The organism is Gryllotalpicola koreensis, assembly GCF_039538185.1.
Taxonomy (GTDB): Bacteria; Actinomycetota; Actinomycetes; order Actinomycetales; family Microbacteriaceae; genus Gryllotalpicola; species Gryllotalpicola koreensis.
In genome coordinates this window covers 302347-328981 of sequence record NZ_BAABBW010000003.1, presented here as the reverse complement: position 1 = coordinate 328981, position 26635 = coordinate 302347, and the positions used below count along the sequence as shown (strand labels likewise).

29 protein-coding genes and 1 tRNA gene are annotated in these 26635 nt (G+C 67.9%); 5 read left to right on the top strand and 25 right to left on the bottom strand.

Going from position 1 to position 26635, the window contains the following annotated elements; all coding sequences use genetic code 11:
• Nucleotides 1-34 precede the first annotated feature (34 nt).
• Nucleotides 35-400, bottom strand: a complete 366-nt coding sequence (locus ABD708_RS10095; protein ID WP_344753960.1) for a winged helix-turn-helix transcriptional regulator — start codon at nucleotides 398-400, stop codon at nucleotides 35-37.
• A 103-nt stretch (nucleotides 401-503) separates the two neighbouring features.
• Here ABD708_RS10095 and ABD708_RS10090 point away from each other — a divergent pair, with 103 nt between their 5' ends.
• Together ABD708_RS10090 and ABD708_RS10085 are read left to right on the top strand one after the other, a co-directional pair.
• Nucleotides 504-1370 carry an SDR family oxidoreductase gene (locus ABD708_RS10090; protein WP_344753958.1) on the top strand — a complete coding sequence of 289 codons (867 nt, stop codon included), beginning with the start codon at nucleotides 504-506 and terminating at the stop codon, nucleotides 1368-1370.
• A gap of 88 nt (nucleotides 1371-1458) precedes the next feature.
• A complete protein-coding gene (locus ABD708_RS10085; RefSeq protein WP_344753956.1) occupies nucleotides 1459-2154 on the top strand; it encodes an MgtC/SapB family protein in 696 nt (231 codons plus the stop codon).
• Nucleotides 2155-2170: 16 nt separating this feature from the next.
• On the opposite strand, the gene ABD708_RS10080 is transcribed toward ABD708_RS10085, so the two are convergent.
• On the bottom strand, nucleotides 2171-2509 hold the full coding sequence (locus ABD708_RS10080) for a hypothetical protein (RefSeq protein WP_344753954.1): 339 nt from the start codon (nucleotides 2507-2509) through the stop codon (nucleotides 2171-2173).
• A 183-nt stretch (nucleotides 2510-2692) separates the two neighbouring features.
• Here ABD708_RS10080 and ABD708_RS10075 point away from each other — a divergent pair, with 183 nt between their 5' ends.
• On the top strand, nucleotides 2693-3547 hold the full coding sequence (locus ABD708_RS10075; RefSeq protein ID WP_344753952.1) for a crotonase/enoyl-CoA hydratase family protein: 855 nt from the start codon (nucleotides 2693-2695) through the stop codon (nucleotides 3545-3547).
• Between the two features lie 57 nt (nucleotides 3548-3604).
• Here the strand turns inward: ABD708_RS10075 and ABD708_RS10070 are convergent, their stop codons facing one another.
• From ABD708_RS10070 to ABD708_RS10020, 11 genes are all read right to left on the bottom strand, one after another.
• Nucleotides 3605-4318, bottom strand: coding sequence for an amidase domain-containing protein (locus ABD708_RS10070; RefSeq protein ID WP_344753950.1), 714 nt, complete (start codon nucleotides 4316-4318; stop codon nucleotides 3605-3607).
• Nucleotides 4319-4389: 71 nt separating this feature from the next.
• Nucleotides 4390-5988, bottom strand: coding sequence for an ABC transporter permease (locus tag ABD708_RS10065; RefSeq protein ID WP_344753948.1), 1599 nt, complete (start codon nucleotides 5986-5988; stop codon nucleotides 4390-4392).
• Nucleotides 5969-6457 (bottom strand): MarR family winged helix-turn-helix transcriptional regulator, encoded by a 489-nt coding sequence (locus ABD708_RS10060; RefSeq protein ID WP_344753946.1) that lies wholly within the window; start codon nucleotides 6455-6457, stop codon nucleotides 5969-5971. Before ABD708_RS10060 ends, ABD708_RS10065 begins: the two co-directional genes overlap by 20 nt.
• Before the next feature lie 93 nt (nucleotides 6458-6550).
• The gene (locus ABD708_RS10055) at nucleotides 6551-7516 is read right to left on the bottom strand and encodes an acetylxylan esterase (RefSeq protein ID WP_344753944.1); all 966 of its coding nucleotides are present in this window, start codon (nucleotides 7514-7516) and stop codon (nucleotides 6551-6553) included.
• 4 nt (nucleotides 7517-7520) lie between these two features.
• Nucleotides 7521-9968 carry a polysaccharide lyase 8 family protein gene (locus ABD708_RS10050; RefSeq protein ID WP_344753942.1) on the bottom strand — a complete coding sequence of 816 codons (2448 nt, stop codon included), beginning with the start codon at nucleotides 9966-9968 and terminating at the stop codon, nucleotides 7521-7523.
• Nucleotides 9969-10182: 214 nt separating this feature from the next.
• Nucleotides 10183-11079, bottom strand: coding sequence for a carbohydrate ABC transporter permease (locus tag ABD708_RS10045; RefSeq protein WP_344753940.1), 897 nt, complete (start codon nucleotides 11077-11079; stop codon nucleotides 10183-10185).
• Entirely contained in the window at nucleotides 11069-12025 is a 957-nt protein-coding gene (locus ABD708_RS10040; protein WP_344753938.1) for a carbohydrate ABC transporter permease, read from the bottom strand. Before ABD708_RS10040 ends, ABD708_RS10045 begins: the two co-directional genes overlap by 11 nt.
• 6 nt (nucleotides 12026-12031) lie before the next feature.
• Nucleotides 12032-13327: an ABC transporter substrate-binding protein gene (locus ABD708_RS10035; protein ID WP_344753936.1), complete on the bottom strand. Its 1296-nt coding sequence runs from the start codon at nucleotides 13325-13327 to the stop codon at nucleotides 12032-12034.
• Nucleotides 13328-13341: 14 nt separating this feature from the next.
• Nucleotides 13342-14949 carry an FAD-dependent oxidoreductase gene (locus tag ABD708_RS10030; protein ID WP_344753934.1) on the bottom strand — a complete coding sequence of 536 codons (1608 nt, stop codon included), beginning with the start codon at nucleotides 14947-14949 and terminating at the stop codon, nucleotides 13342-13344.
• Nucleotides 14946-15998, bottom strand: coding sequence for a LacI family DNA-binding transcriptional regulator (locus ABD708_RS10025; RefSeq protein WP_344753932.1), 1053 nt, complete (start codon nucleotides 15996-15998; stop codon nucleotides 14946-14948). The genes ABD708_RS10030 and ABD708_RS10025 overlap by 4 nt, the downstream gene beginning before the upstream one ends.
• Nucleotides 15999-16167: 169 nt before the next feature.
• A complete protein-coding gene (locus tag ABD708_RS10020; protein WP_344753930.1) occupies nucleotides 16168-16623 on the bottom strand; it encodes an Lrp/AsnC family transcriptional regulator in 456 nt (151 codons plus the stop codon).
• A gap of 103 nt (nucleotides 16624-16726) precedes the next feature.
• Between ABD708_RS10020 and ABD708_RS10015 the strand changes: the two genes are divergently transcribed.
• The gene (locus ABD708_RS10015; protein ID WP_344753928.1) at nucleotides 16727-17353 is read left to right on the top strand and encodes a LysE family translocator; all 627 of its coding nucleotides are present in this window, start codon (nucleotides 16727-16729) and stop codon (nucleotides 17351-17353) included.
• A 133-nt stretch (nucleotides 17354-17486) separates the two neighbouring features.
• On the opposite strand, the gene ABD708_RS10010 is transcribed toward ABD708_RS10015, so the two are convergent.
• The 9 genes from ABD708_RS10010 to topA form a co-directional block, all read right to left on the bottom strand.
• Nucleotides 17487-17609 (bottom strand): HepT-like ribonuclease domain-containing protein, encoded by a 123-nt coding sequence (locus tag ABD708_RS10010; protein ID WP_344753926.1) that lies wholly within the window; start codon nucleotides 17607-17609, stop codon nucleotides 17487-17489.
• Nucleotides 17610-17647: 38 nt separating this feature from the next.
• Nucleotides 17648-17839: a HepT-like ribonuclease domain-containing protein gene (locus ABD708_RS10005; protein ID WP_344753924.1), complete on the bottom strand. Its 192-nt coding sequence runs from the start codon at nucleotides 17837-17839 to the stop codon at nucleotides 17648-17650.
• Complete coding sequence (locus ABD708_RS10000; protein WP_425553276.1) at nucleotides 17836-18078, bottom strand: nucleotidyltransferase family protein; 243 nt, start codon at nucleotides 18076-18078, stop codon at nucleotides 17836-17838. Before ABD708_RS10000 ends, ABD708_RS10005 begins: the two co-directional genes overlap by 4 nt.
• 127 nt (nucleotides 18079-18205) lie before the next feature.
• Nucleotides 18206-18278 (bottom strand) — tRNA-Thr (locus ABD708_RS09995).
• Between the two features lie 48 nt (nucleotides 18279-18326).
• On the bottom strand, nucleotides 18327-18980 hold the full coding sequence (locus tag ABD708_RS09990) for a TetR family transcriptional regulator (RefSeq protein WP_344753922.1): 654 nt from the start codon (nucleotides 18978-18980) through the stop codon (nucleotides 18327-18329).
• A 66-nt stretch (nucleotides 18981-19046) separates the two neighbouring features.
• Nucleotides 19047-20618 carry an alpha/beta hydrolase gene (locus ABD708_RS09985; RefSeq protein WP_344753920.1) on the bottom strand — a complete coding sequence of 524 codons (1572 nt, stop codon included), beginning with the start codon at nucleotides 20616-20618 and terminating at the stop codon, nucleotides 19047-19049.
• A gap of 8 nt (nucleotides 20619-20626) precedes the next feature.
• Nucleotides 20627-21805: a DNA polymerase III subunit delta' gene (locus tag ABD708_RS09980; protein WP_344753918.1), complete on the bottom strand. Its 1179-nt coding sequence runs from the start codon at nucleotides 21803-21805 to the stop codon at nucleotides 20627-20629.
• Nucleotides 21806-21815: 10 nt separating this feature from the next.
• The gene (tmk, locus tag ABD708_RS09975) at nucleotides 21816-22463 is read right to left on the bottom strand and encodes a dTMP kinase (protein ID WP_344753916.1); all 648 of its coding nucleotides are present in this window, start codon (nucleotides 22461-22463) and stop codon (nucleotides 21816-21818) included.
• Nucleotides 22460-25201 carry a type I DNA topoisomerase gene (gene topA, locus ABD708_RS09970; protein ID WP_344753914.1) on the bottom strand — a complete coding sequence of 914 codons (2742 nt, stop codon included), beginning with the start codon at nucleotides 25199-25201 and terminating at the stop codon, nucleotides 22460-22462. Before topA ends, tmk begins: the two co-directional genes overlap by 4 nt.
• A 140-nt stretch (nucleotides 25202-25341) precedes the next feature.
• Here topA and ABD708_RS09965 point away from each other — a divergent pair, with 140 nt between their 5' ends.
• Complete coding sequence (locus ABD708_RS09965; RefSeq protein ID WP_344753912.1) at nucleotides 25342-25584, top strand: hypothetical protein; 243 nt, start codon at nucleotides 25342-25344, stop codon at nucleotides 25582-25584.
• A gap of 4 nt (nucleotides 25585-25588) precedes the next feature.
• Here the strand turns inward: ABD708_RS09965 and ABD708_RS09960 are convergent, their stop codons facing one another.
• The 3 genes from ABD708_RS09960 to ABD708_RS09950 are packed head-to-tail and all read right to left on the bottom strand — an operon-like array spanning nucleotide 25589 to nucleotide 26530.
• Nucleotides 25589-25945: an Rv3654c family TadE-like protein gene (locus ABD708_RS09960; protein ID WP_344753910.1), complete on the bottom strand. Its 357-nt coding sequence runs from the start codon at nucleotides 25943-25945 to the stop codon at nucleotides 25589-25591.
• Nucleotides 25942-26289 (bottom strand): TadE family type IV pilus minor pilin, encoded by a 348-nt coding sequence (locus tag ABD708_RS09955; protein ID WP_344753908.1) that lies wholly within the window; start codon nucleotides 26287-26289, stop codon nucleotides 25942-25944. The genes ABD708_RS09960 and ABD708_RS09955 overlap by 4 nt, the downstream gene beginning before the upstream one ends.
• A 46-nt stretch (nucleotides 26290-26335) precedes the next feature.
• Nucleotides 26336-26530: a DUF4244 domain-containing protein gene (locus ABD708_RS09950; RefSeq protein ID WP_344753906.1), complete on the bottom strand. Its 195-nt coding sequence runs from the start codon at nucleotides 26528-26530 to the stop codon at nucleotides 26336-26338.
• Nucleotides 26531-26635 lie beyond the last annotated feature (105 nt).

Genomic DNA, 26635 nt, shown 5'->3' with positions numbered 1-26635 from the left:
GTCACACCTCAGCAGGCATCCGTTCGCCCGGCGCCTAACTTTTGTCGACGATGGATGCCGCGTGCTGCGCGACCCAGCCGACGAGCGGCAGCATGCGGTCCATCAGCTCGGTACCGCGCGGCGTGAGGCGGTAGTCGACGCGCGGGGGCACCTCTGCGTAGGCGCGGCGCTCGACGAAGCCGTCGCGCTCGAGCGTGCGCAGCGTCGAGGCAAGCATCTTCTCGCTGATGCCCTCGACCTCGCGCCGCAGCTCGCCCCAGCGGCGCGGCCCATCGGTGAGGGCCAGCAGCGCGAGCACGCCCCACTTGCTCATCACGTGGTCGAGGACGACGCGCGTCGGGCATCCGTCGGTGAAAACGTCGCCGTATTCTTCGCGGATTCCCGCAAGACTTACCTGCATGTGGGTACCTTACGTCAAAGTGGGTACGGCGATTCGGGAAGCTGGGGAAAGAACCGACGGTTCTGAGTGAAGTCCGCAACGTCCACCTTCTGGAAGGAATCTCATGACCGTTCTCGTCACCGCCGCATCCGGGCACCTCGGCCGCCTCGTCGTCGACGCACTGCTGGCACGCGGCGCCCGCCCCTCCGACATCGTCGCCACGGCCCGCAATGTCGCCAAGCTCGCCGACCTCGCCGACCGCGGCGTGCGCACCGCAGAGCTCGACTACGCCCGGCCGGAGACGATCGCGGCCGCGCTCGACGGGGTCGACTCCCTGCTGTTCATCTCGGCCTCCGAGCCCGGCGGCCGCACGGCGCTGCACCAGAACGTGATCGACGCGGCGGCTGCCGCCGGTGTGCAGAAGCTCGTCTACACGAGCGCTCCCCGGGCCACAACGAGCACGCTCGCCGTCGCCCCCGACCACAAGGCGACGGAAGAGGCGATCGCGGCCGCCGGCATCCCCGCGACCATCCTGCGCAACAACTGGTACACCGAGAACTACGCGGGCGCCCTGGCCACGGCCGCCGAGAGCGGCGTGCTCGCCGCCTCAGCCGGCGACGGCCGGGTGGCGAGCGCCACGCGCGCGGACTTCGCCGAGGCGGCGGCCGTGGTGCTCCTCGAGGACGGACACCTCGGCCAGGTGTACGAGCTCGGCGGCGATGTCGCCTGGAACTTCACCGAGCTCGCGGCCGCGATGAGCGAGGTGCTCGGCAGAGAGGTGCGCTATACGCCCCTGTCCACCGAGGAGCACCTCGCGGCGCTCGAGGCGGCGGGGCTCGACGCAGGGGTGGCCGCCTTCGTCACCGCGATCGACACCGGCATCCGTCACGGCGAGCTCGCGGAGACCGACGGCACGCTGTCTCGCCTGATCGGCCGCCCGACGACGTCGCTCGTCGACGCGCTCACGGCCATCGCTTCCGCTCGCGGCTGAGCGCGCGGCACGCCGGGCGATCGAAGTCGTCGCGGAACGGGAACACTGACGACATGACCCGTTCCGCGACGACACGACTGCGCGCCCGATGACGGCGTTCGAAGGCCAGGGCTGGCTGCAGATCTGCGAGCTGCTGCTCGCCTTCGGGCTGAGCGCGCTGATCGGCCTCGAGCGCCAGCTGCGCGGCCGCAGCGCCGGCCTGCGCACGCAGGCGATCGTCGGCACGGCATCCGCCCTGTTCATGCTGGTGTCTAAGTACGGATTCACCGACGTGCTGTCGGCACACGTGATCCTCGACCCGTCCCGTGTCGCAGCCCAGATCGTCTCGGGCATCGGATTCCTGGGCGCGGGCCTCATCCTCACGAGGCGCGGCACCGTGCGCGGACTGACCACCGCGGCATCCGTGTGGGAGACCGCGGCGATCGGCATGGCGGCCGGCGCGGGCCTCTGGCTGCTCGCACTCTCGGTCACCGCTCTGCACTTCGTGATCGCCTACGGCCTCAGCGCGATCACGCGGCGCCTGCCGGGCGCGCGCAGCGCCGAGTTCCACCTCGAGGTCGTCTACGAGGACGGGCGCGGGCTGCTGCGCGGCATTCTGTCGGCGATCACGAGCAACGGCTGGGCCGTCCAGCGCGCAGAGCCGCGGTCGCCGGGCGAAGGCGGCGCGGCATCGCTCACGCTACAGCTCGCCGGCGCCGCGGACGCCGATCCGCTCATCGCCGCGCTGACCGATATCGACGGCGTGCGCAGCGTGCAGCTGATCGACGAGGACGAGCTCGAGTAGCGCGGGCCGCGCGGCGCTACGCGTCGACGAGCGGGGCGTCGAGGCGCCACGCCGTCGCGGGAAGCGGGGCGGTGATGCGCGCGGCGACCATGCCGTGGCGGATCAGCGAGGGGTCCAGGCCGTCGAAGGCCATGCGCGTCCCCGGCCCGATGGTGACGAGCCCGCTACGCTCGTCGAGGCTGATCGGGTCGAACACGAGCGGGCGCTCGACGGCGACCTCGAGGCGTGCATCGGTCGCGGGCAGCACCTCGGCATCGATCAGCGGCTCCGCCGCGAGCAGGTGGGCGGCCGGAATCTGCAGCAGATACGTCACCGTTCCGCTGCCGACGACACGACTGCAGCTGTACGCCGCCATGAGACCACCTCCGCCCACGACCGTACGGGGCGCGTCATGCAACACGCTCGCCCCAGAAGAGGGGCTGAACCGCCGGTGGCTCGAGCGCCGCGCCGGCGGGCCGACGCGAGCGATCGTTTACGTCATTGGGGCCACGATGAAAGCATGCAGAGAGGCATTCCCTACGACGAAGTGAGGAACACAGTGGCCGAGACGACCCGCGACAGCACCCCCATCGACACACCCACCGCCGCCCCCATTCCCATCGCCTGCGACGGCGCAGTGCTCGCCGAGCAGCACGAGCACACGCTGCTGGTGACGATCAACCGGCCGGAAGCGCGGAACGCGGTGAACGTGAACGTCACGCTCGGCATCGGCGAGGCGCTCGACTACGCCGAGGGACAACCAGAGATACGCACCGTGATCATCACGGGCGCGGGCGACAAGGCGTTCTGCGCCGGCGCCGATCTCAAAGAGGTCGCGGCGGGCGCAGGCGGTCTCGACGACCCGCGCGCCGAGCGCTGGGGGTTCGCCGGGTTCGTGCGGCACGCTATCTCGAAGCCGATCATCGCGGCGGTGAACGGCTTCGCGCTCGGCGGGGGAACCGAGATCTCGCTGGCATCCGATCTCATCGTCGCCGCCGACTCGGCGACCTTCGGCCTGCCCGAGGTGAAGCGCGGCATCTTCGCCGCCGCCGGCGGCGCGTTCCGCCTACCGCGCCAGCTGCCCTACAAGGTGGCGCTCGAGGCGATGCTCACAGCCCAGCCGATCACGGCGCAGCGCGCCTACGAGCTCGGTCTCGTGAACCGGGTCGTGCCGCTCGAGCGGCTGCTCGACGAGGCATTCGCGCTCGCCGAGCTGATCAACGCGAACGCGCCCCTCTCGGTGCAGGTCACCAAGCGCATCGCACGCGAGATCACCGACGGCCGGTTCGCCGCGGAGGACGACGACTGGGCCCGCTCGACTGCTGAGGGCGCGTTCCTGATGACGACCGGCGACGCGAAGGAGGGTCCACGGGCCTTCGCCGAGAAGCGCGCCCCGCAGTGGCAGGGGAAGTGACGACGGCACCGCCGTCCCTTTCTTCTTCTTCCGCCCAGCCTCCGCGTGAGGCGCGGCTCAGTTCGTGTCGCGGGTGAGGTGCCAGACGATGTACTTCGCACCAGGGTGCTCGGTGGTGACCTCGTCGTCGAGGTCGCGGAACTCGTAGTCCACATTGTGGCTGGCCATCTTGACCGACGCCGCTCCCCCGGACCTCGTGATGCGATCGATGACCTGCACGTGGTCGGGTGCCGCCGAATAGCCGCCGCTCGCGTTCTTCCACCAGAACATCACGACGTCGCCGGCGGCGTACTTCGCGCGGTCCTTCTCACCGAGCTGGACCAGGCCGAGGGCAGATGCATTGGCACGGAAGTACTCGTTCATGGCCGGCACGAATGCCCACGCCGAGCTCATCGCGTTCGGGCCGTGGTTGAACCAGGTCGAGTTCATCTTCCAGCCGCGCTGCAGCAGCGTCTGGCTGACGAAGTTCGCACAGTCGCCGCCGTTGGGGTTGTCGTTCCCGTAGACGGCGGAGTTGTAGTTCTTCCAGTACTTCAGCGCATAGTCGACCTGCCGCTGCTGCGCCGCGGACATCGGGGCGTTCAGCGGAACCGCCGCCGCCGACTTCACGGGCGTCGGCCTCGGTCCGGCATCCGACAGCGCCTCCGCGCCGCGGACGGCCGCCTCGCTGTCGCCGCTCGGCAGGTAGCGCCCTGTCGCCCAGCCGGCACCGGCAAGGATCGCGAGGATCAGCACCGCTCCGACAAGCCGGCCCCGCTGCGTGAGTCTCACAGGCCCCACGATAGGGCGGGATGTTCCGTGTTTCCGTCAAGAATCGCCCTTCGGATCGGCGAGCCGGCACCTCAGCCGAGCGCGCCGGTCTCCGCGGCGACGGCGTCGCCGTCGGCTTCCTCCACGGAGAAGTCCATGCCGCGCTCGGCATCCCGCTGCTCCTGCTCGCGATCGCGCCCGCGCCGGTGGCGGTCGGCCGCCGCGGGAGCGGGAGTCGGGGTGGCGGATGCCTCACCCGCGCTCTGCAGCCGCACCGTGAGCTCCACAGGGCCCGAGTCCGAGGCGGCGGTCGTCGTCACGATGAACGCCTGCGGCGCCGGCGCCGTGACGGTCGCAGGGGCGCCGGGCTGCGACGCGACCGCAGGCGCGGCGTGCGCAGCGTGCGCGACAACAGGAGCCGGGGATGCCTGCGCGGGCGCCGCCCCCGCGGGGGCGTGCGCCTCGGCGGTCTCCTCTCCGGATGCCTCGGCCGAGGCATCCGTCTCACCCGCTTTGACCGCGGCGACACCCGCTGCACCCGCACCCGCCGGCGTGACCGGTGTGACGTAGCCGGCGTGCGTCATCGACGCGATCTGCGCGCTGATCATCATGGTCTTGTACCCGGCCCTGCGACGGCGGCCCATGAGCCAGACGAAGTACGGCTTGCCGGCGAAGGCGAGGGCGGTGCCGATGGCCGCGTAGACGGCGAGGGTCAGCCAGAAGTGCCACGCCTCGGGGCCGACGTCGTAGACGGTCCTGCGGAACAGCCCGATCGTCGCGGCACCTGAGACGAAGTCGTGCAGGGCGCGGAACGGCTGCGGCACGAGCTCGGGCGGGTAGGCGCCGCCCGACCCCGGCACGTTCGCGAACACGAAGACCAAGAGCGCCGCGCCTGTCACGAAGCGCCCCATGAAGTACGCGAGGCCGTTGACGACGCACCCGACGGCGAAGCTCGTCGCGGCCCCGATCGCCCACAGCTCCCAGAAGTTCCCGTCGACGGCGTGGATCGCGAATCGCCCGAGTGCGATCGCGATGCCGGGCAGCACGATGCTCGCGGCGCCGATGATCGCGAAGCGCTGCCAGTGCTTCAGGCCGCCGCCCATCATGCCGACGAACATCGACATCATGTAGCCGCCGATCGTGCAGACGAGCGTGAGGTAGAAGAGGGAGGTTCCGAAGGAGTCGTTCGGCGGTAGCGGCGCGAGGTCGTCGACCTGCAGCTTCGCGTCGGATTGCGCGGCCACACCCTGGAAGAACTGCTGTGCGAGACTCGAGAGCTGGAAGCTCGCGGCGCTCGCGACGACGAGGGTCGAGGAATCCTGCCCCGGGGCGTAGGCGGCTGCGATGTCCCCGCGACGCACCTGCGCTTTCGCGTCGTCCATCGAGTCGATGACGCGCACGGTGACGGCGCCCTTCGCACCCTCCTGCAGCTGCTCGGCGACGGGCTGCATGACCGAGCTCGGGCCGACGACCGCGACCGGGACGTTCTTGAAGGCGGGCGCATGGAACGCGTACACGTAGCAGAACAGGAACGCGATCACGAAGAACACGGGCAGCCAGGCCTGCAGCCCGATCATCTGCACGCCAGGCGGCATCTTCTCGTACCAGGCGCGGTAGCGGGCACGGATGCCGCGGGGCGCGGCGGCCGTCGGCGCGGCGGCCTTCTGGGCATCAGCCGTGGTGAGAGACATGGGGCTCCTTCGTGGGGATGGTTGCCAATCGCGCGGCGGCGCTGTCGTTGAAGCGCCCGAGCAGCTCTGCGAGGGTCTGCAGTTCGTCGGTGGTGAACTCGGTGACGAGGTCACTGACGGTCGCGGCGCCCGACTTCGTGATCTTGGCGATTCGGGTCACGCCCTCGTCGGTGACGGTCAGCAGGCTCGCGCGTCCGTCGTGAGGATCGCGAACGGATGCCACAAGCCCCGCGCCTTCGAGCGCCGCGATGCGGCGGCTGACCGCCGGCCGCGACAGCCCCACCTGCTCGGCGAGGTCGCTCGAGCGCACGGGCCCCCGCGTGTCGATCATGCGCAGCAGCAGCTGCGCGACCGGGTCGAGGGCGCTGTCGGTCTCGTCGAGAAGTGCGGCCGCGGCCGTGTGCCGGTACCAGATGCGGATCAATTGCTCGTGAAGCCGCTGCTCAGCCGCCGTCCGAGATAGTTGCATTCATACAACTATAAATTAGTTGCGTGCTGCACGCAACTTTGACCTCACGGGAACGCGGCCCTCAGCCGAGCTTCAGCGGCGGCACCGCCCCTCTCACCGCCCCCACAACTCGTGCAGCCTCGCGAGCGCAGCCCGCTCATCCAGCAGCCCGCCGCCTTCGTGGGCGTTATATCGCCAGACACGGATCGACTTCGGGCCGGCGTAGGCATTGTGCGCGGCGAACACCGTGGACGGCGGGCAGGTCGCGTCCATCAGCGCGGTCGAGAAACTGATCGGCACGCGCGCCCCGCGCGCGAAGTTCACGCCATCAAGGTAAGAGAGCGTGCGCATCGCCGCCGGCTCGCGGTCAGGATGGGTGGCGAGATAGCGCCCGATCTCGCGATAAGGCTCCCGATCAGTGATCGTGATGGCTCGGGCCACGTCGCACATGAACGGGACGAAGGCGAACGCTGTGGCGACTCGTGGCTGCAGCGCCGCGGTCGCCAGTGCGAGATAGCCGCCCTGGCTGAAACCGAGAACGGCGATGCGCTCGGAATCGACGAGCTCGAGTGCGGCGGCGGCGTCCACGGCCCTGACGGCGTCGACGACGAGCCGACGGTAGTACGCGGTCTCGGGCGCCTCGATTCCCCGCGTCGTGAACCCCGGAACCGCGGGGCCAGAGCCCTCAGGGTCCGCCGTCGATCCCGGGCTCCACATCGCCCCCTGGCCGCGGGTGTCCATGTGCAGATGGGCGAACCCCGCCGAGGCCCAGAACAGTGCGTCCTCGGCATGGCCGCGACCGCCACCGTAGCCGACGAATTGCACAACAGTCGGCAAAGGGCGGGAAGCCGCCGCCGGGGTGCGCAGCCACGCGCGGATCGTGTCGCCTCCGAAGCCACGAAACGAGACATCCTGCACCCGTATCGTTGCAAGGCCGGTCGGATGCTCGTGAACCGCGAGCCCGAGCCCGTGCTCTCGTGCGTCGCTCAGCGTCGTAGCCCAGAATGCATCGAAATCGTCGGGACGGCGCAGGCGGCTTTGCCATCGCCGTAACGCTTCCTCGGGAAGATCCGTGAACACGTGATCAGGACCTGCTGAATCGTGCCACGAATGTCTTTCCCGCCGCGGACGCGACAGCAACACGGATGCTGACCTGCGACTTCGTCTGCAGAACGGTGACGCCGGAATCGACGGCCACGACGTGCTTCGCCGAGCCCTGCACGGTCACCATGACGTCATCGGTCAGCGCCTTCGTCGGGTCGCTCACCGCGATCACCAGCTCTCCGGCTTTCCGGCTCACGATGACGGACACCGGTGCGCTGACCGAGATGCCGTTCGTCACGGGCGCGCCAGCGTCCCAGAAGTTGGCCATGGTGAGCCCGTCGCGGCTCACCGCTTGAACCTGCGCAGTGTTGGCGAAGATCGTGACGCCGGCCATCGTCTGCGCCGCCGCCTCGACGTCCGCCTGCGCGGCCCCGGGCAGCTGGATGTATGCGTAGGTGTCGTTCTGGGGGTCGACGCCGTGGTCGAACCAGAATGTGATGAATCGCCGACTGTAGAGGGTGTCGTCCTCGTAGGTCCCGCGGTTGTCCATGTCCGTCCAGCGCCCGGTACGATCCTCGCGGATCGCCTGCACCCGGGTTCCGACGACGGGGAAGAGGTAGCCGCCCGCCTTCGGAATGTGCGCCCAGCTCGGGGTGAACGACGTCGGCGAACTGCCCAGCTTCGTAAACGGCGTGCCGTCGATGACAGGCACCGTCTTGCCGTTCGGGCCGATGTTGCGCTGCTCGATGATGGTCTCGATGGTGTTGCCGTCGGTGCTCGTGACGCCGGCGCCGAGACAGACGATCGCGTCGCCGATGCAGAACCATGACTTCTTCGCTGTGAGGGGCTGCGTCAAGAACTTGAGCCCCATTCCCACCGCGGCGTTCCCGTCGAGAAGAGCGCCGCCCGCCCAGGTATTGGTGACGGTCGAGCGCTGTGCCTTGCCGAGCACCGGCTGCTTCTGCACGACAGTCGTGCCGGGAATCCGGCACTTGTTGGCAGTCGGCCACCACTCATTGGCCCAGTGACCGAGTTGGCTCGGAACGTAGAGGTAGACCGCACCCTCGCCCTGGTACCACCCCATCAGGTTCTCGCCGTTGGCGGACTCGTAGGGACGGATCGCTTTGGTCTCCATCGCGAATCCCATGGCGAAGCCTGGCCGACGGTGCACCGCGCGGGCCATCGAGGTCGAGATCACCGTGCGGGTGGACTCGGCGGCGGCCGGAATGCTGGTGTCGTTCATGAGCTGCCGTCCGAGTACGACCGAGGGCAGAGAGACCTGCTGAATCGGAACGGGGTCGTAGGTGAAGAAGCTCGGCTGCTGCTCGCCGGGAGTACCGCCCGCGAAGCTGTACGAGTCATAGGAGGTCAACCAGCCCTTGAGCTGCGAGCGCAGCACACGTGCGCTCTCCGCGGGGAAGGCGCCCGCAAGCTGCAGCAGCACGCCCAGGGCGAGTCGGCCGATCCGGCGATCGGTCTCGTAGAAGCGGGAGATGCCGCGGCCGTGCAGCATGTCCATGAATCCGCCGCCGTAGATCCAGGGCGCGAAGTTGTTCTGCGTCCAGTCGAACACCTCGGCGGTCTGCGCCGATGAGAACGCCCACGGTGTGTCGACGGCGGACACCATCATGTAGCTCAGCACCTGCAGCAGCGATACACCGTAGCCGGCGGTGTACGCATAGTAGACGTGCTGGACGAAGCCGCCGTCGGGGTACATGCCATCGCCCGACGATGCATAGGGAAAGATCGTCTCGAGCTTGAGACGCGCGCTGTCGATCGTCGCCTGGTCGCGGCTGAGCGCCCCGCGGAGCATCGTGATCGCGCAGGCCCAGTTCCGGTTCGCTCCGGTGGACGTCGTGCCGCCCGTGACCGCAGGATCGGGCTCATAGTGCGCGATCGCCGCCATGGCGGTGGCCAGCTGGCCGGGTGCGAGGTCGTCATACATCAGCACGCAGACGTCGTTGAGCGCCTGCGGCGTTCCGATCTGCCAGTCCCACCAGTTGTCGTAGGACTTCTGCAGGTTGTAGCGGCTGCCGAGGAACCAGTCGAGCGCCGAGAGAATGTCGGCCTTGAGCTCGGCGGAGTCGGAAAGCGACGACCCCGGAGTCTTGAGCGCCAGAGCCAGCTGGCGCAGTCTGACGATCGTGCTCGTCATCTCCGCGGAGACCGTTGTGCTCTCGAGGTCGCTCCACAGATAACTGCGCGAGGTGGAGGTGTTCAACGGGGTCGCCCCGCGCCAGAATCCGCTCGCCACGGCGGCCGTATCCTCGACATACGCGACCAGGGCCGCGTCGCCCGTGTCGTAATCGGCGACCAGGGTGGCAAGCCACTGCAGGCGGAACCTGTCGAAGTCGTCGACGGTCGCCGCACGCGCGGGCACGGTCCACGGGCCGGCGAAGGCGTCTGTCGCGACCAGAGTCGCGGCGGCGACGGCGCCGAGCATGACCGTTCGGCGCGAGATGGAGAAGGGCGAGGCCTCCTGATTCATTCAAACCTCCTGAGATGAGTCGGCTGCGCCATCTATGCCGGAGCCGCTATAGCCCCCGATACTCCTTGCCTGAAGACGTAGTGTCAATTGATAATTCATATTACCTGCGTGATAATAGAAAGTATTTTCAGACGCGATATTGAAAGAACCCGTTTTAGATACGCTGAGTACCCCGCAGTATTTCTGCGGGGTACTCAGCGTATGGCCGCCGCGTCTATCCCTTGAGTCCGGTTTGAGCGAGCCCCTCGACGAACTGCCGCTGAGCGATCACGAAGACGATGAGCACGGGCAGTGCGGTCATGGTGGCGGCCGCCAGCTGGACGTTCCACATCGGGCCGCTATAAGGATCGACGTAGTGCGTCAGCGCCTCCGGCAGCGTGAACAGGCCGGGCGAGGACAGGTACACCGTCGGCTCGAGGTAGAGGTTCCAGGCGTTGAGGAAGGTGAAGATCGCCACGGCTGCGAGGGCTGATCGCGCCAGCGGCATCGCGACGAACCACCAGATGCCCGGCCTGCCGAGCCCATCGATTCGCGCCGCCTCCTCCAGCTCCCCCGGCAGCGCGATGAAGAACTGGCGCATGATGAAGGTCGCCAGCACGCTCGGCGCCCCGAGCGAGGTCACCAGCAGCAGCGGCCAATGCGTGTTGATCATGCCGAGCTTCTCGAAGATCTGAAACAGCGGCACGATCGTCACCTCGCTTGGAATGAGGAGGCCGAGCAGCACCACGACGAAGAGCAGGTTCTGGCCTCGGAAGCGGATGCGCGCGAAGGCGTATCCGGCCAGCGAGGAGATCAACATCGTGACGACCGTCACCACGACGGCGATGTAGATGCTGTTGAAGTACTGACGGGCGAACGGCTGGAAGGTGAACGCCTTCGCATATCCGGCGAAGCTGGGACTCGTCGGCCACAGGGTCGGCGGAGTCGCGAAGATGTCGGTGATCGTCTTGAGCGACGACGCGATCATCCAGTACGTCGGGAACAGGAACGGGATCGCCGCGATGCCGAGACACACGTACAGCACGATCCGCGGCCCGAGAGACGGACGATTCGATCGGATGCCTGCAACGTCGCCGCCCGCCACCGGGTCAAGGGCCGGCTCAGTTCTCATAGAAGACCCACTTCCGGCGGAGCTGCCATTGGATGATCGTCAGAATCAGGACGACGACGAAGAGGACGATGGCGAGCGTCGAGCCGTAACCGAAGTCGTGGAACTGGAACGCCTGCTGGTAGAGGTAGTAGACGAGCACGGTCGTCGAGAGGCCGGGTCCGCCCGCCGTCAGCACCGCGATCTGGGCGAAGACCTGGAGCGACCCGACGATGGTGATGATCACGGTGAGCAGGATGGTCGGCGAGATCAACGGCAACACGATGCTGCGGAACACCCGCCAGCCGCCGGCCCCATCCACCCGAGCCGCCTCTTGCAGCTCACGCGGTACGCCCTGAAGCCCCGCGAGGAACAGCACCATGTTGAGTCCGACGTTCTTGAAGACCTGCACGACGATGACGGCGAGCATCGCCGTCGGTCCGGTCTGGAGCCAGTTCGGACCGGTGATCCCGACGAGTGAGAGCAGTCCGTTCACCCCGCCGTTGTCCTGCAGCAGGAACTGCCAGACGATCGACCAGGCGACGGTCGAGATCACGACGGGTGTGAAGAAGGCGGTGCGGAAGAACGCGATGCCGCGCCCCTTCCTGTTCAGCAAGACGGCGAGCACCAGCGCCATCGGGATGTTGAGCAGTACGAGGCCCACGGAGAAGATCGCGGTCGCCAGCGCGACCTGCGCGATCTGCGGGTCGGCCAGCAGCTTGCGGTAATTGTCTGCGCCGGCGAAGGTGCTGGTCCCGCTCAGCACGTTCCAGTTCTGCAGGCTGAACCAGATGACGAGGCACAGCGGGAGGATGACGAAGGCGGCGATGCCGAACAGCTGCGGAGCAATGAAGAGGTAGCCCGTCAGCTGATCGCGCTGCCGGATGGACAGTGGACGCCGGCGGGGCCGGCCTGCCCGGGAAGAGCCCCGGGCAGGCCTGACCTCGCGATGGGGAAGAGCTGTCGACATCGACGCCTAGCCCTCCAGCAACGGCTTGACCGAGCTGCAGACGTTCTTCAGGATGCCCGACACATCGGCATTCGGCTTCCACATGGGGGTGAGCGCCGTCTGGACTTTCTTGGCGATCTGCGCCTGGTTGACGTGACCAGGCCGCGTCACCGCATCCGAGAGGGACTTGATGACCACGTTGTTGAGCTGGTCCGCGCTCAGCACGGGGTTGGTCGCGGCGAGGGTGTCGGCCGTCTGCAACGAGGTGCGCGGCGGCGGGAAGTACGCCGCGAGCTTCTTCGCATTGTCCGGGTTGGTGAAGAAGGCCAGGAACTTGGACGCCTCCTCGGCGTTCTTGCCCTTGGCGATCACGCCGAGCCCGGCCTGGCCGATCACGTTGGCCGCCGCGCCGTCCTTGGCGGCCGGGAGCGGATTGACGTCCCACTTGAATCCGGCCTTGGCGAGCAGGCCCGCGCTGGAGATCTGTGCGACCTCGAACGCGGCACCGCCCGAGAAGAAGTCGACGGTGGTGCCCGGCCCGGGCATGGCCTTGTCCCGGATTGCCTTGTTGATCAGGCTGAATGCCGACTCCATCTCAGGCGAGTCGAAGGTGCACGTCTTGCCGTTTGAGCTCCACGGCGCCGCACCGAAGCTATTCCAGATGCCGACGAGCGTCGTCCAGTCCTGATAGTTGAAGTTGTTGACGACGACGCCGCCCTTGCCGGTCTTGGCGTTCACCTGCGAGGCAGCCTGCATGATGTCCGGCCAGGTCCACGTGCCATTCGCCTTCATCTGCGCCGAGGTCGGAAGGCCGGCCTGCGACAACAGGCTGTCGTTCGCGAAGACGATGAATGGCGACGTCGAGAACGGATATGCGTACAGCTGGCCCTTGGCCGTCCAGAGCTTGGTCGCGCTGGAGGACAGGTCGCTGTAGTCATAGCCCGCCGTCGCCTTGAGCGTGCTCGTCAGAGGCGCGAGCGTGCCGGAATTCACATAGTCCGTGGCATCCGTATCGAATACCCAGGCGAGATCGGGCGCGTCGCCTCCCGCAAGCTGCGTCGTCAACGTGGTCGAGTAGTCGGCGGGCGGAAGCGAGTCGAAGGTGATCGACTTGATCTCGGGGTGCGTCTTCTTGAAGTCGTCCGCGATCTGGTTGAACAGCTTGAGCTGATCCTGGTTGGCGGTCCAGGTGGTCATCCGGAGGGACACGCTGTTCGGGGCCGGAGTCGATGAGCTGTCGCTCGACCCCGAGCTGCACGCGCTGAGCACGAGGGCGCTGGCCGCCACCGCGGCGGCCACAATCAGCGTCTTTGATGATTTCATGGCGGGTTCTTTCTTTAGTAGCCGGTGACGTCGGGCCAGTGCAGCTCGACGCCGTTCCGAACCAGTTGCGATTGCAGTTCCTCGAGGAGTCGTGCCGTGTTGCGGACCTCTCGGGGGCTCGTGCGGCGACGGAGGCAGAACGCGGCCAGCGTTCCGACGGCCTCGCCGATGTTCCACTCCACGGGGTGGAGGCGGAATGCGCCGTTGGTGATGTGGGTGGTGCCGATGTTCTTGCCTGCGGGAAGCAGGTTCCGCATCCGAACCGGGATCAGGGCACCGAGCGGGATCTCGAACGGCGAGGAGGCGACGTCGAGGTAGTTGTCGCCGCCTGTGGACGGATGCAGGTCGATGCGGTACATGCCGACTCCGACGCTGTCCGGGTAGGTGGCGGGCGCCCCGGTGCCGCGCACGGCGATCGACAGATCGCCCTCGCGGACGGTGTACTCGGCGACGATGCGCCGCGATTCCCGAATGTACGGCGCCTGAGCCAGGCCGTCGGCTGTGCCGGTCACATCGCCGCGCAGTCGGAGCGTGGGCCAGCCCTTTCCCCCGTCGGGACGCGGCGCCTCCGTCTGCAGCCAGTAGAAGAACGAGTACGACAGCTGGCGCGCGCGCCGGAGGTGTTCGGCGGCGTCAGGCGTGTCGATGATCGACCCGTCGAGGTAGTCGATCATCGGCCAGTTGACCAGGACGATGTCGCTCTTCAGGAATCCGGGGAGCAGGAGCTTGCGCGACAGAATGCGTCGGAAGGTCCAGAGCTCGCGATCGCCGCCGTCTTCGCGCTGATCCGCGACGTTGCTCAAGGGGTCGTCGTCGATGTCCGGAGTGAACCGGCGCGTCACCCGCTCGAGCGTGCGGGGGTCGGGTGCCGTCAGGCTCAGCAGCGGGGCGCCCCAGAACTCCGGCTGGTATTCGCGCCAGTAGTCGTAGTCGACCGGTCGCGGGATGACCTCGCCCGAACCGGCGTTGTCGATCGCGAAGCACCAGGAGAATGCCTGCACATTGCCCGGATCCGCCGCCTGAGCTGCACTCGGCTCGCCGGTCTGGAGCTGGCTTTCCGCGCCGACGACATACTCGGCGCCGGCGAGGGGAAGCAGCTCGCCGGTCTCCGTGGCGTCCAGGAAGTAATCGGCCGTGATCTCCACGCCCTCACCGCCCGCGACCGGCTCGACGACGACGGCACGAACGGTGTCACCGTCGACCTCGGCACCGGCCGGAACGAAACCGGAGAGGACAGAGAGAGCGCCAGAGCTGACAAAGGGGCGAAGCATGTTGTCGATGACCGCGGCCGCGACGCCCGGCTCGACGCACAGCCGACTGACCAGGCCCGCGCCGGGATTGAGATCCGGCTTGCTCCGCGCCTCGTCGATGAGCGGATACCACCGGCGGTAGTGGTCGCGGAGGGCGTTGCGCAGCTCACGATAAGAGCGCGTCACACCGAACTGCTCCACCCATGAGTGCTCGTCGGGCGGTACCGCCTGGCTGGTGAGCTGCCCCCCGAGCCAGCGGTACTGCTCCGTCAGGACCACGCGATGACCGGATCGCAGCAGCGAGAGCGCCGCTGCGACGCCGCCGAGGCCACCGCCGATGATTGCGACATCGGCGTTCAGTGCGGATGTCATTCGGCCGACTCCGTCGCCTCGGCCAGCGTGGCGCCCAACGCAATGGGGCAGTCGAGCAGAATCCTCGTCCGTTCGCCTGGAAGCTCCTTCCCGCTCGAGAGGAGCTCGTCGAGCAGGATCGTCGCGCGACGACCCAGCTCACTCCGCGGCGGTTGCAGTCGTGTGAAATCTCTTTGATCGGGGTCAAGTCGGGCCGTGTCGCCCAGGACGACAATGGAGACGTCCCTCGGCACGGACAGGCCTGCGGCCTCGACGGCCCGTGCGAACTCCTCGGCGAGGGCAGGGTCCTCGACGAAGACGACGGTCACCCGCCTCGCGGCCACCACGGCGACGGCCTCCTCAATGGCCTCGGGGCTCCCGACGCGGAACTCCAGTGAGGCATCCGTCGCCTCGCCAACAGCGGAGACCAGCCCCTCGCGTCGGTCTCGAACCGACTCACTGTCGCTGTCGACGTGGAAGTAGAGGAAACGCCGGTGGCCGCGCTCGAGGGCGATGCGGGCGAGGCTCGCTGTCGCTCCGGCGTAGTCCACACCCACGTACGGGACCCCGTCGACCTCGCGGCGTCCGATAGCGACGAACGGGTAGTCCTCGGCGACGAGCCTCACCAGATCTTCGCGGTCGATCTCGCGCCCGAGCAGCAGGCAGCCGTCGGCCAGCCCGATGCGGTTGTTCGGCTGGAAGATGTGCCGATGGCCGTCCTCGACGGCTGCGCTCGTGAAGATGAGCAGGTCGCTGCCGAGCTTCTCGGCCTCGGACTCGATGCCCATCAGGAGGGGTGTGTAGAAGTCGACGCTCTCGTTCGGGAAGGCGGGCTCATAGGTGAAGACGCCGAGGATCTTGTTGCCCACGCCGGCTAGCCGACGCGCAGCCGGGTCCGCGACGTAGATCGTGGAGTTGATCACCTCGAGCACGCGCTGACGGGTCTCCTCGGGGATGCGGACGCCGTTCCCTTCACGGCCGTTCAGCACGAGGGACACAGTCGCCTGGCTGACCCCCGCCAATTCGGCGATCTGCTTCTGGGTCATGCGGCCGCGCGCGGGTCGGGTCAATCTCGTGCTCCTTTGCATGGATCGCCGCGAAAAGCTCACGCAATCGTTCGGCGATAATACGTATAACCGAGACGATAATGCGTATTTTCTAGCACGTCAAGTCCGCGGCGCAGCAGGTCCGCGCCAGCGAAGTCGAAGTACGCGAGTTTGAATGACGCCAGCGCCTCGGCTACGGGATCGGCACCGTTCGGTCTTCGCCGATCCGTTTCATCACCAGGGTCGACGTGAGGCGCTGCACGCCGGGAAGCCCGCTGAGCTGCGTGTCGAACAGCTCCTGGTACGCAACGAGATCGGTGGTGAGCACCCGGAACATGTAGTCGGGCTGTCCGAAGAGCCGTTGCGCGTCGGCGATGGCGGGGATCTTGGTGACGGCGGTCTCGAAGTCGGCGACCGTCTCAACTCCGGTGCGCTCGAGCGTGACGAAGACGACCGCCTCGAAGCCGAGGCCGACCGCCTCGGGCGAGATGATCGCGCGGTATCTCTCGATGGCGCCCGAGCCCTCAAGTTCCTTCAGCCGCCGATGGCATGCGCTGAGACTGAGGCCGATGCGTGACGCGAGTTCGGTGGCGCTCATCCGCCCGTCATCTTGGAGCAGAGAGAGAATCTCCCGGTCAAGTGCGTCCATGGGCGCAAGTCTTCCACGACATGCGCCGTCCTCGCCGAAGAATCGAAGCACCTTCCGGCTGGTTTTGCGTAGCCTCGTGGCTCCCACGCGAAGGAGACGCCCGGTGAATGTCACGCTGCTCGGTCAGTTCTGGCTGGTCGCGGTGCTGCTCGCGTTGACCCCGGGCGCGGACTGGGCTTACGCGATCACGGCCGGCTTGCGTGCGCGCTCGGCGTTCCCATCGATCTGCGGGATGCTCTCGGGCTACGCACTGGTCATCATGATCATCGCCTTCGGCATCGGCGCTCTCGTCACCCGCTACCCGATCGCTCTGACCGTCCTGACCTTCGCTGGCGCCGGCTATCTCGTGTACCTCGGCACCTCGGTTCTTTGGCGCCGGGTCGAGGAAGTCCGCGCGTCAGACGAGCCGGCGGGCAACGGCGCGTTCGGCCAGTTCCTGCGCGGCGCCGGCGTCAGCGCGATCAACCCGAAGGGCCTGCTGCTCCTGCTCGCGCTGCTCCCCCAGTTCACCTCGCCGAGCGCGGCGTGGGCGCCGGCCGCTCAGATGCTGGTCCTCGGCAGCCTGCACCTGCTGAACTGCGCCGTGATCTACTCGGTCGTCGCACTCCTTGCGCGGCGTCTGCTCGGCTCGCGCCCCCGGGGGAGCGTATTCGTCGCGAAGGCATCCGGTGTCATCATGATCCTGCTCGGAATCTCGATCCTCATCGAAGGCGTGCTGGACCTGAGATAGCCTGCGTTCCGCGCAAGCTGAAAACGAGCGAGGTCTCTTGAACCTGACTTCAAGAGCCTTCGGTGCTTTCCAGCCGACGAACTCGGTCGCGCGCTTCGGCAATCCGATCAGGAGCAGGCATCATCTCGAGAGGCTAAGCGCTCCCCGCAAGGAGACCCCGCACGAGGGCTGCAAGAGACGGGAGATCCGTGATGATGGTCGTCCACACGATGTCGAGATCCACCTGGAAGTAGCCGTGGGCCACTGCGTTGCGCATCTGATACGCCGACGACAGCGGGAGTTCGGGGTGCTCGATCACGATTCGGGGAAGCGCGTCTCGATCCGATGGCTGGCTTCGCCGATGATCTCGAGATTGCGGATGACAGCGTCCTGCGTACGCTCGTCGGCAAGGAAGGACGCATTGTCGGAGCTGCCCGTGTATCCGACGATCCGCTCGATCGCGGCGACGATGTGCAGCAGGTAGTCGTTGAGTCGTTGCTCGGTCACACAGCTACCGCTTCGGCGAGCACGCGCTCGCGGAACGCTGCCGGAAGAGACCCCGGCGTCACAACATCGACCGGAACGCCGAGCAGTTCGAGCAATTCATGTCGGATCACACCGATGTCCAAGAGAGTCGTTTCCTCAGTCGGGTCCACGATCAGATCAAGATCGCTCTGCGCGGTGTCCTCCGCACGGAGAACCGAGCCGAACACGCGCGGGTTCACCACCCGGTGTGCGAGCACCACAGACCGAACGGCATCGCGATTCGCCTCAAGCGCGGCTGAGGGTCTCACCACGGTGACGAACTCCCCTCAACGAGCGAAGGCTCTTGAAACTGTCGAATTGCAGTCTTCAAGAGCCCTCAGGTGTGGGAGCCGCCTGTGGGAATCGAACCCACGACCTTCTCATTACGAGTGAGACGCTCTGCCGACTGAGCTAAGGCGGCGTGGCGGCGAACCGCACACGATCAATGAGTTTACAGGATGCCGAAGGCTCAGACGTTCACCTGCGAAGAGAGCTGGTGCAGCTGCTCGAAGGAGCGCTCGAGGCACTCGGTGAGCCGCCCGGATCCCCCCCGCTCCGCCCAGCTCGCCCAGGCGTTCCGCACACCCGCGAACGACACGAAGACCACGAGCCGCGCGCGCTCGCGCAGCGTTGTCGGGTCCGACTCGAGCGCCGGGTCGAGCACGAGGAGACGCTTCGAGACGACCTCGATCATCTTCTTCGTGGCATCCTCCATGGTCTCCATGCGCTGACGGAAGAGGTGCGGGTTCTGCAGCATGAGGCGCATCCGCGTCTCCTGCAGCTGGTGGGTGGCGCGTGCGTCCTCATCGCTCTTCGCGTCGAGGAACGAGGACAGGAGATCACGGATGCCATCGAGAATCGGCTGCTTCGCCGACGCCTCGAGGAACGCCTCGATCTTCTCCGGGTCGGGGCCCTCGGGCGCATGGCCGATGACCGCGGCCTCTTTCGACGGGAAATAGTTGAAGAAGGTGCGCGGCGAGACATCCGCCGCATCCGCGATCTCGTCGACCGTGACGTTCTCGTAGCCCTTGTCCAGCGAGAGGTCGAGTGCCGCACGTTCGATGGCCAGTCGGGTCGCGACGCGCTTGCGTTCGCGCAGGCCGGGTTCCTTGACGTCAGTCACCCCACCATTATCGTTGCAGTGCCTGCAAAATTGCACCACCTGCGCGATGCCGTCGGCCCGCAGCCGTCAGCAGTGCGGGTCCTTGGCCGGCACGGCCCCCTTCACGAAGTAGTCGTCGACCGTGTTCGAGACGCACGCGTTCGAGCGGCCGTAGGCCGTGTGTCCCGAGCCGTTCCAGGTCACGAGGTGGCCGTTCTCGAGATCGTTGGCGAGGTCGACGGATGACCGATACGGCGTCGCCGGGTCGTTGGTCGTGCCGAGCACGAGAATCGGGGCTGACCCCGTGGCGTGCACGGGTGCGGGGGTGCGCGTCGGCTTGAACGGCCAGTTCCAGCACGCGATGCCGCCGTAGCTGAAGAACGGCCCCATCACCGGCGCCACCTGCGCGACCTGCTTCGCCTCGGCCTGCATGTGGGCGAGGTCGGTGTCGAACTGGTAGTCGAGGCAGTCGATCGCCTGGAACGCGACCGAGGTGTTGGTGGTGTACTTCCCGTTCTGATCGCGGTCGTTGTACTGATCGGCCAGGATGAAGGCGACGCGGGCACTGCCCTTCGCCACGTCCTTGAACAGCACGTCGAGCTCGGGCCAGTTCGCGGTCGAGTACAGCGGAGTGATGATCGCGAGCAGCAGGGTGCTCGCGCCCAGCATCCGCCCGTCCGCATTCGCGATCGGGTTCTGCTGCACCTTGTTCAGCAGGGCCGCGATCGAGTTCATCGCACTGTCGACGGACCCCGAGAACGGACACGTCTTGTCCTGCGTGAGGCACCACTGGGCATAGGCTCTGAGGTTCGACTCGAAGCCCTTCGCCTGCAGCTCGGTGAGCTCGTCATAGCTCGAGGCGGGGTTGAGCACGCCGTCGAGCGTCATGCGGCCGACGTTCTTCGGGAACAGGTCGGCGTAGATCGCGCCGATCATCGTGCCGTAGCTGAAGCCGAGGTAGTTGAGCTTCGTGTCGCCGACGTTCGCGCGCAGCATGTCGAGGTCGCGGGCGGTGCTCGGGGTGTCGATATGGCCGAGCAGCTGGCCGGTGTTCGTGAGGCACGCCTGCCCGAGGTCGCTGACCGACTGCTTGCTCGCGTCGAGCCACTCGGGGCTGCCGCGCTCACCCGGCACGATGTCGTAGAGCCAGCTGTCGAGGCCCTTGTCGTCGTAGCACTTCACCGCCGACGAGGCGCCGACCCCGCGCGGATCCCACCCGATGACGTCGAAGTTCTTCTGCAGCGTCGCCGAGGTGGCGCCGACACTGTTACGCACGAACGAGACGCCCGAGACGCCGGGGCCGCCGGGGTTCACGAACAGCGAGCCCTGCTTCTGCCCGGTCGCCGGCTTACGGATCAGTGCGAGGCTGATCGGGTCGCCCTCGGCGGGGTGGCTCCAGTCGAGCGGGGCCTTCGCGGTGGCGCATTGGAAGCCGCCGCTGCAGTCGCTCCACACGAGTGCCTGCGAGTAGTACTTCTTCACCGCCGCCGCGTCGGCCGGCGACAGGCCCTCACTCACGGACGGCGAGGCGACCGGCGTCGAGGTCTGCGTCGGCAGCTTCTGCTCGCCGGTCGCGGTGCAGCCGACCAGCAGCACCGCCGCGGTCAGCACGACGGCGAGCGCACGCAGGCCCCGCAGCCCGCGGCGGCCCCCCGACATGCGCCCCCTCATGCCGCCGCCGGCGCGATCGCGGTGGCCAGCATGGCCTCGAGCGCGAGGGTCGGGTTGACGTTGGCGTCGATGCGGGTGCGGGACTCGGCGACGGCATCCATCATCTTCAAGGTATCGGCCGGGCTCGTGCTGCGCGCGATCGCGCCCAGCGCGGCCGCGCGCTCGCGGTTCACGAGCGGCGCCTCGCTGCCGAGCTGCAGCATCAGCACGTCGCGGTAGAGCGACAGCAGATCGACCAGGATGCGGTCGAGGCCGTCTCGCAGACTGCGCGTCGCGCGGCGCTTCTGGTCCTCCTCGAGGGCGCGCAGCTGGGCGCGGAGCGCGGGCGGGATCGTGTCGCCCGGCTCAACGCCGAGCGAGCGCAGGGCGTGCTCGCGCTCTTCCGCATCGCGCTCCTCGGTGATCGCCTTGCCGTCCTCCGTGGCGATCTGCACGAGGCGCGCGGCCCCCAGAACGGCGGCGGAGATCGAACGGATGCCGAGCGCGAGGTCGAGCGTCTCATCACGTCGCGCCCGGGCGTCGGCGTTCGTCGCGAGCCGCCGGGCCATGCCGATGTGCGACTGCGCGTGCCTGGCCGCCTGCTCGGCGAGCTGCGGGTCGATGCCGTCGCGGTGCACGAGCAGCTCGGCGACGTCGTCGATGGTGGGAACCGTGAGCCTGACGGTGCGCACCCGCGAGCGGATCGTCGGCAGCAGATCGGCGTCGCTCGGCGCGCACAGCACCCAGACGGTGCGCTCGGGCGGCTCTTCGAGGGACTTGAGCAGCAGGTTGCTGGTGCGCTCGGTCATGCGATCGGCGTCTTCGATGACGAGCACGCGGTAGCGGCCCACCGAGGGCGAGTACTGCGCGGAGCGCACCAGCTCGCGCACCTCGTCGATCGTGATGATGACCTTCTCTGTCGCGAGCACCGACAGGTCGGGGTGCGTGCGCGCCTGCACCTGGCGGTCGGTCGCCTCGTCGCCGTCGGTGCCCTCGTGGCTGAGCAGCGCGCTCGCGAAGGCGAACGCGAGATTCGAGCGGCCGGAGCCCGGCGGCCCGGTGAGCAGCCAGGCGTGCGTCATGGCGTTCCCGGCACCTTCAGGGGCGACGGATGCCTGCGCCGGCTCTGCCGCCGCCGCGGCGCGCAGCACCGCGATCGCGCCCTGCTGCCCCGTCAGCTCGGCCCACACACTCATCGGGTTCAGGCTACCTGGCGGTGCCGACACTCCCGGAAGTTCTCAACAGACCCCCAACGCGCTCGCGGATCGCGCCCGCGAGCTCATCGGCCGGCAGCGTCGCGTCGAGCACGAGCCAGCGCTCGGGGTCGGCCGCGGCCATCTCGAGGTAGGCGGCACGCACTCGCACGCTGAAGTCGATCGCCTCGGCTTCAATGCGGTCGAAGACCTTCTGGGCCGCATCGATGCGCGCTCGCGCGACCGTCGGGTCGAGGTCGAGCAGCACGGTCAGCTTGGGATACAGGCCACCCGTTGCCCATTCCGACAGCCTGCGCACCTCATCACCTCCGAGCACGCGACCTGCGCCTTGGAAGGCCACCGACGAGTCGATGTAGCGGTCCTGGATGACGACCTCGCCGCGCTCGAGCGCTGGGCGCACTTTGGTGGCGATGTGATGCGCACGGTCGGCCGCGTAGAGCAGCGCCTCGGCGCGCGGCGCGATGTCGCCGCGGTGGTGCAGCACGATGTCGCGCACGAGCTGCCCGACCTCGGTGCCGCCGGGCTCACGGGTCGCGACGACCGTGTGCCCGGCATCCGTCAGCCACTCGGCCAGCGCGTCGAGCTGCGTCGTCTTGCCTGAGCCGTCGAGCCCCTCGATCGTGATGTAGAGGCCGGTCACTTCTTCGCTCGACCGGGCGTCTTCGGCTTCTTCGCCGCGGCCGTCGACGTGCGACGGGCCGGCTTCTTGGCCGGACCCTTCGCTCGCTTGTCGGCGAGCAGCTGCACGGCGCGGGCGAAATCGACCGCCTCGACGTCCTCGCCGCGCGGGATCGTCGCGTTCGTCTCGCCGTCGGTCACATACGGGCCGAAGCGGCCGTCACGCACCCGGATCGGCTTGCCGCTGACCGGGTCGGCCTCGAACTCCTTGAGCGCGCTCGAGGCCCGGCGGGCGCCGTACTTCGGCTGCGCGAACAGCTCGAGCGCCTCGGGCAGGGTGATCTCGAAGATCTGGTCCTCGCCGTTCGGCAGGCTGCGGGTGTCCGTGCCCTTCTTGAGGTAGGCGCCGTAACGGCCGTTCGCCGCCAGGATCTCGTCGCCCGACTCGGGGTCGGCGCCCACGACGCGCGGCAGCGACAGCAGCTTGAGCGCCGTGTCGAAGTCGACCGTGTCGACGCTCATGCTCTTGAACAGCGACGCGGTGCGCGGCTTGGGCGCTGCGGTCTTCTTCGTCACGCGCTTCTTCGGCTTGGCATCCTTGGCGTCGGATGCCTCGGCCACCGCCTCTTCAGCAGGCGCCTCTTCCGGCAGAACCTCGGTGACGTACGGGCCGTAGCGGCCGTCCTTCACAACGATCTGCTTGCCGTCCTCGAGGGTGCCGAGCACGCGGTCGGCCTGCTCCGGTGCCTCGGCCAGCTCACGCGCCTTCTCAGGTGTGAGCTCGTCGGGCGCGAGATCGTCAGGGATGTTCACGCGACGCGGAGCGGCATCGGGGCCGGCCGCGGGGTCGGCGACCTCAAGGTAGGGCCCGTACCTGCCGATGCGCAGCGTGATGTCGTCGTCGATGCGCACCGAGTTGATCTCACGGGCGTCGATCTCGCCCAGATTGTCGACGACGCCGCGCAGGCCGCGGTGCGCCTCGGTGCCGAAGTAGAAGCCCTTCAGCCACTCGCGGCCTTCGTCCGTGCCGTTCGCGATGTCGTCGAGGTCGTTCTCGAGGTCGGCGGTGAAGTCGTACTCGACGAGGTCTCCGAAGTGGTCCTCGAGCAGCTTCACGACCGAGAACGCGATCCAGTTCGGCACGAGGGCCTGCCCGCGCAGGCTCACATAGCCGCGATCGATGATCGTCGAGATGATCTGCGCGTAGGTCGACGGGCGGCCGACGCCGAGCTCTTCGAGCGCCTTCACCAGGGATGCCTCGGTATAGCGCGGCGGCGGGGTGGTCTCGTGCCCTTTGGCTTCGACCCCGGCGTTCTCGAGCGCCTGGCCGACGGTGAGCGGCGGCAGCTTCGCCTCGGCGGCGCTGTCGGAGTTGCGCTCCTCGTCGCGACCCTCCTCGTAGGCGTGCAGGAAGCCGCGGAAGGTGATGACCGTTCCGGATGCCGTGAACTCGGCGACGGTGCCGTCGAGCTCGCCGCCCACGACTTTCGCCTCGATCGCGACCGATGCCGTCGAGCCCTTCGCGTCAGCCATCTGGCTTGCGACCGTGCGCTTCCAGATCAGCTCGTAGAGTCGGAAGTCGTTCTGCGACAGCGACTTCCGCACGTCGTCGGGCGTGCGGAACGTCTCCCCGGAGGGGCGGATCGCCTCGTGCGCCTCCTGCGCGTTCTTCGACTTGCCGGTGTAGACGCGCGGCTTCTCGGGCACGGTGTCCGCCCCATAGAGCGCGGCGGCCTGGCTCCGGGCGGCCTTCGTCGCCTGCTGGGAAAGCGACGGGGAATCCGTTCGCATATAGGTGATGTAGCCGTTCTCGTACAGCGACTGCGCGACGCTCATCGTCTGGCGAGCGCTGAAGCGCAGCTTGCGCGCCGCCTCCTGCTGGAGGGTCGAGGTGGTGAACGGCGCGGCCGGGCGCCGCGAGTACGGCTTCGACTCGACCTTCGAGACGGTCACGGTGGTCGAGTCGGCGCGCAGCGCCTCAGCGAGAGCGAGGGCGGATGCCTCGTCGAGCTGCCTCACCTGACCGGTCAGCTTGCCCGAGTCGTCATAGTCGCGGCCCTGCGCGATGCGCGTGCCGTCGAGACGCTGCAGGCGCGCCTCGAACGGCGCGGTGCCCTCGCCAGGCGTGAACTGGGCGGTGAGATCCCAATAGCTCGCGGCGACGAACGCGAGACGCTCGCGCTCGCGGTCGACGACGAGGCGGGTCGCCGGCGATTGCACGCGCCCGGCGGACAGACCGGGGCCGACCTTGCGCCACAGCACGGGGCTTACCTCATAGCCGTAGAGCCGGTCGAGCACGCGCCGCGTCTCCTGCGCGTCGACGAGTTCCATGTTGAGGTCGCGGGTGTTGTCGCGGGCCGCCTCGATCGCCTCGCGCGTGATCTCGTGGAACACCATGCGCTTCACAGGCACCTTGGGGTTCAGCACCTCGCGCAGGTGCCACGCGATGGCCTCGCCCTCGCGGTCTTCATCCGTTGCGAGGATGAGCTCGTCGGCGTTCTTGAGCTCGCGCTTCAGGTCGCTGACGACCTTGGTCTTCCCGTCGGAGACGACGTAGATCGGCTTGAAGCCGTTGTCGACGTCGACGCCGAACTTGCCGAGCGCGCCCTTCTTCTGGTCAGCCGGCAGATCCTTCGGCTCGATCAGGTCGCGGATGTGCCCGACCGAAGCCATCACGGTATAGCCGTCGCCGAGATACTGCGCGATCGACTTGACCTTCGTCGGCGACTCGACGATGACCAGCTTCTTGTTGCCCGGCACCTGACTCCTCTTTATTAGTGGTTGGCGCGCCTTTGAGCCTTTGCAGGCTGAGGATACACACAAGCAACGATGGTGATCCTCGAAAAATGCCGATGCCCCAGGGGGTTGCCGCCACGTTCTCACTGAGCACAATGGGCCGCATGAGTATGACAACGACCGGCGGCACCTACACCGCCAAACTGCTCGACGGGCCGCTTGAGGGGCGGACCGTGGCGATGAGCTTCCTCGACAACGGCGACCCGCAGGCACGCATCGTGCTGCCGGCGAACAACCGCGGCAAGAAGTATGTCTACCGCCGAAACGGCGAGATCAGCGAATTCGCCGACGGCACCGGCGTGCCGGGCGCGGTCGACTACAGCTATTACGGCGCCGAGTTCGAGTAACCGATCATGGCGTGCCCGGCGGACCCGCGCGGGCGCGCGCGCTGAGCTCAAGACGCGCCCAGCCCCGCGAGACGGCGACGACGGCAACGAGGCCGTCGGTGTCGCAGGAGGCGACGGATGCCTGATCCAGCGCCGCCGCCCGCGCCGCGTTCTCGCACGGGTACCCCGTGGCGCGCCCCGACAGCGTGTCGGCCGCTGCGAGCGCCGCCGCGTCGGCGGCGGACTGCACGCTCTGCTGGGCCGCGAGCGCGCCAAGGGCGAGCACGACCGCACCGGTCACGAGCATCAGGGCGCCGAGCACGGCGACCGCGAGCACCGAGCCGGCACCGCGTTCGCTGCGCCAGCCGACGCCTGCCTTCATGGGCCTCCTCCCCCGGCATCCGTCGGCACGGTGTCTGCGGTGAGCGCACAGTCGCGCGCCGACAGCGTGAGCGTGCCGAGCCCGATCGGCCCGAAGTGGGCCTGACGTTCGAGCGCGAGGCACACGAACGCGCCGTCTGCGCTCTGGGCGAGGCTGGCCCCGGGCGCTGCCGACGCGACTCTCGCACGGACGGCGCCGGGGTCGTCGCCGCGGGCGAGCATCCGCACTCCGCTCGAGGCGAGCGAGCCGAGCGCGACCTGCTGCCCGATGACGTTGACCGCGCCGAGGCACAGCGCGAGCACGAGCACGACCCCCGGCAGCACGACGGCGAACTCAGCGGTCACGGTGCCGCGTTCGCCGTCGCGCCGGGCGTCGCTCGGGTCGCCCGCGTCAGCTGCCGACCGTGAGCGCACGGTGTACCAGATCGGTGAGCATGCCGCGCACCTCGTCGCCCTTCAGGATCACCACCAGCAGACCGGCGAATCCCACGGCGGCCATCGTCGCGACGACGTACTCGGCGGTCGCGGACCCCGCCTCGTCGGTGAGCCTGCGGGCACGGGCCCAGGCGGTTCGAATCGGATTCATCATCTTTTCCCTCTCGTTTCGCGGATTGCGGCGCGGGTGAGTCGATGGTCGTGCGTCCCACCGACGGCCCGCGGCGCGATCAGCTCTGTTCCGGGGACAACCCAT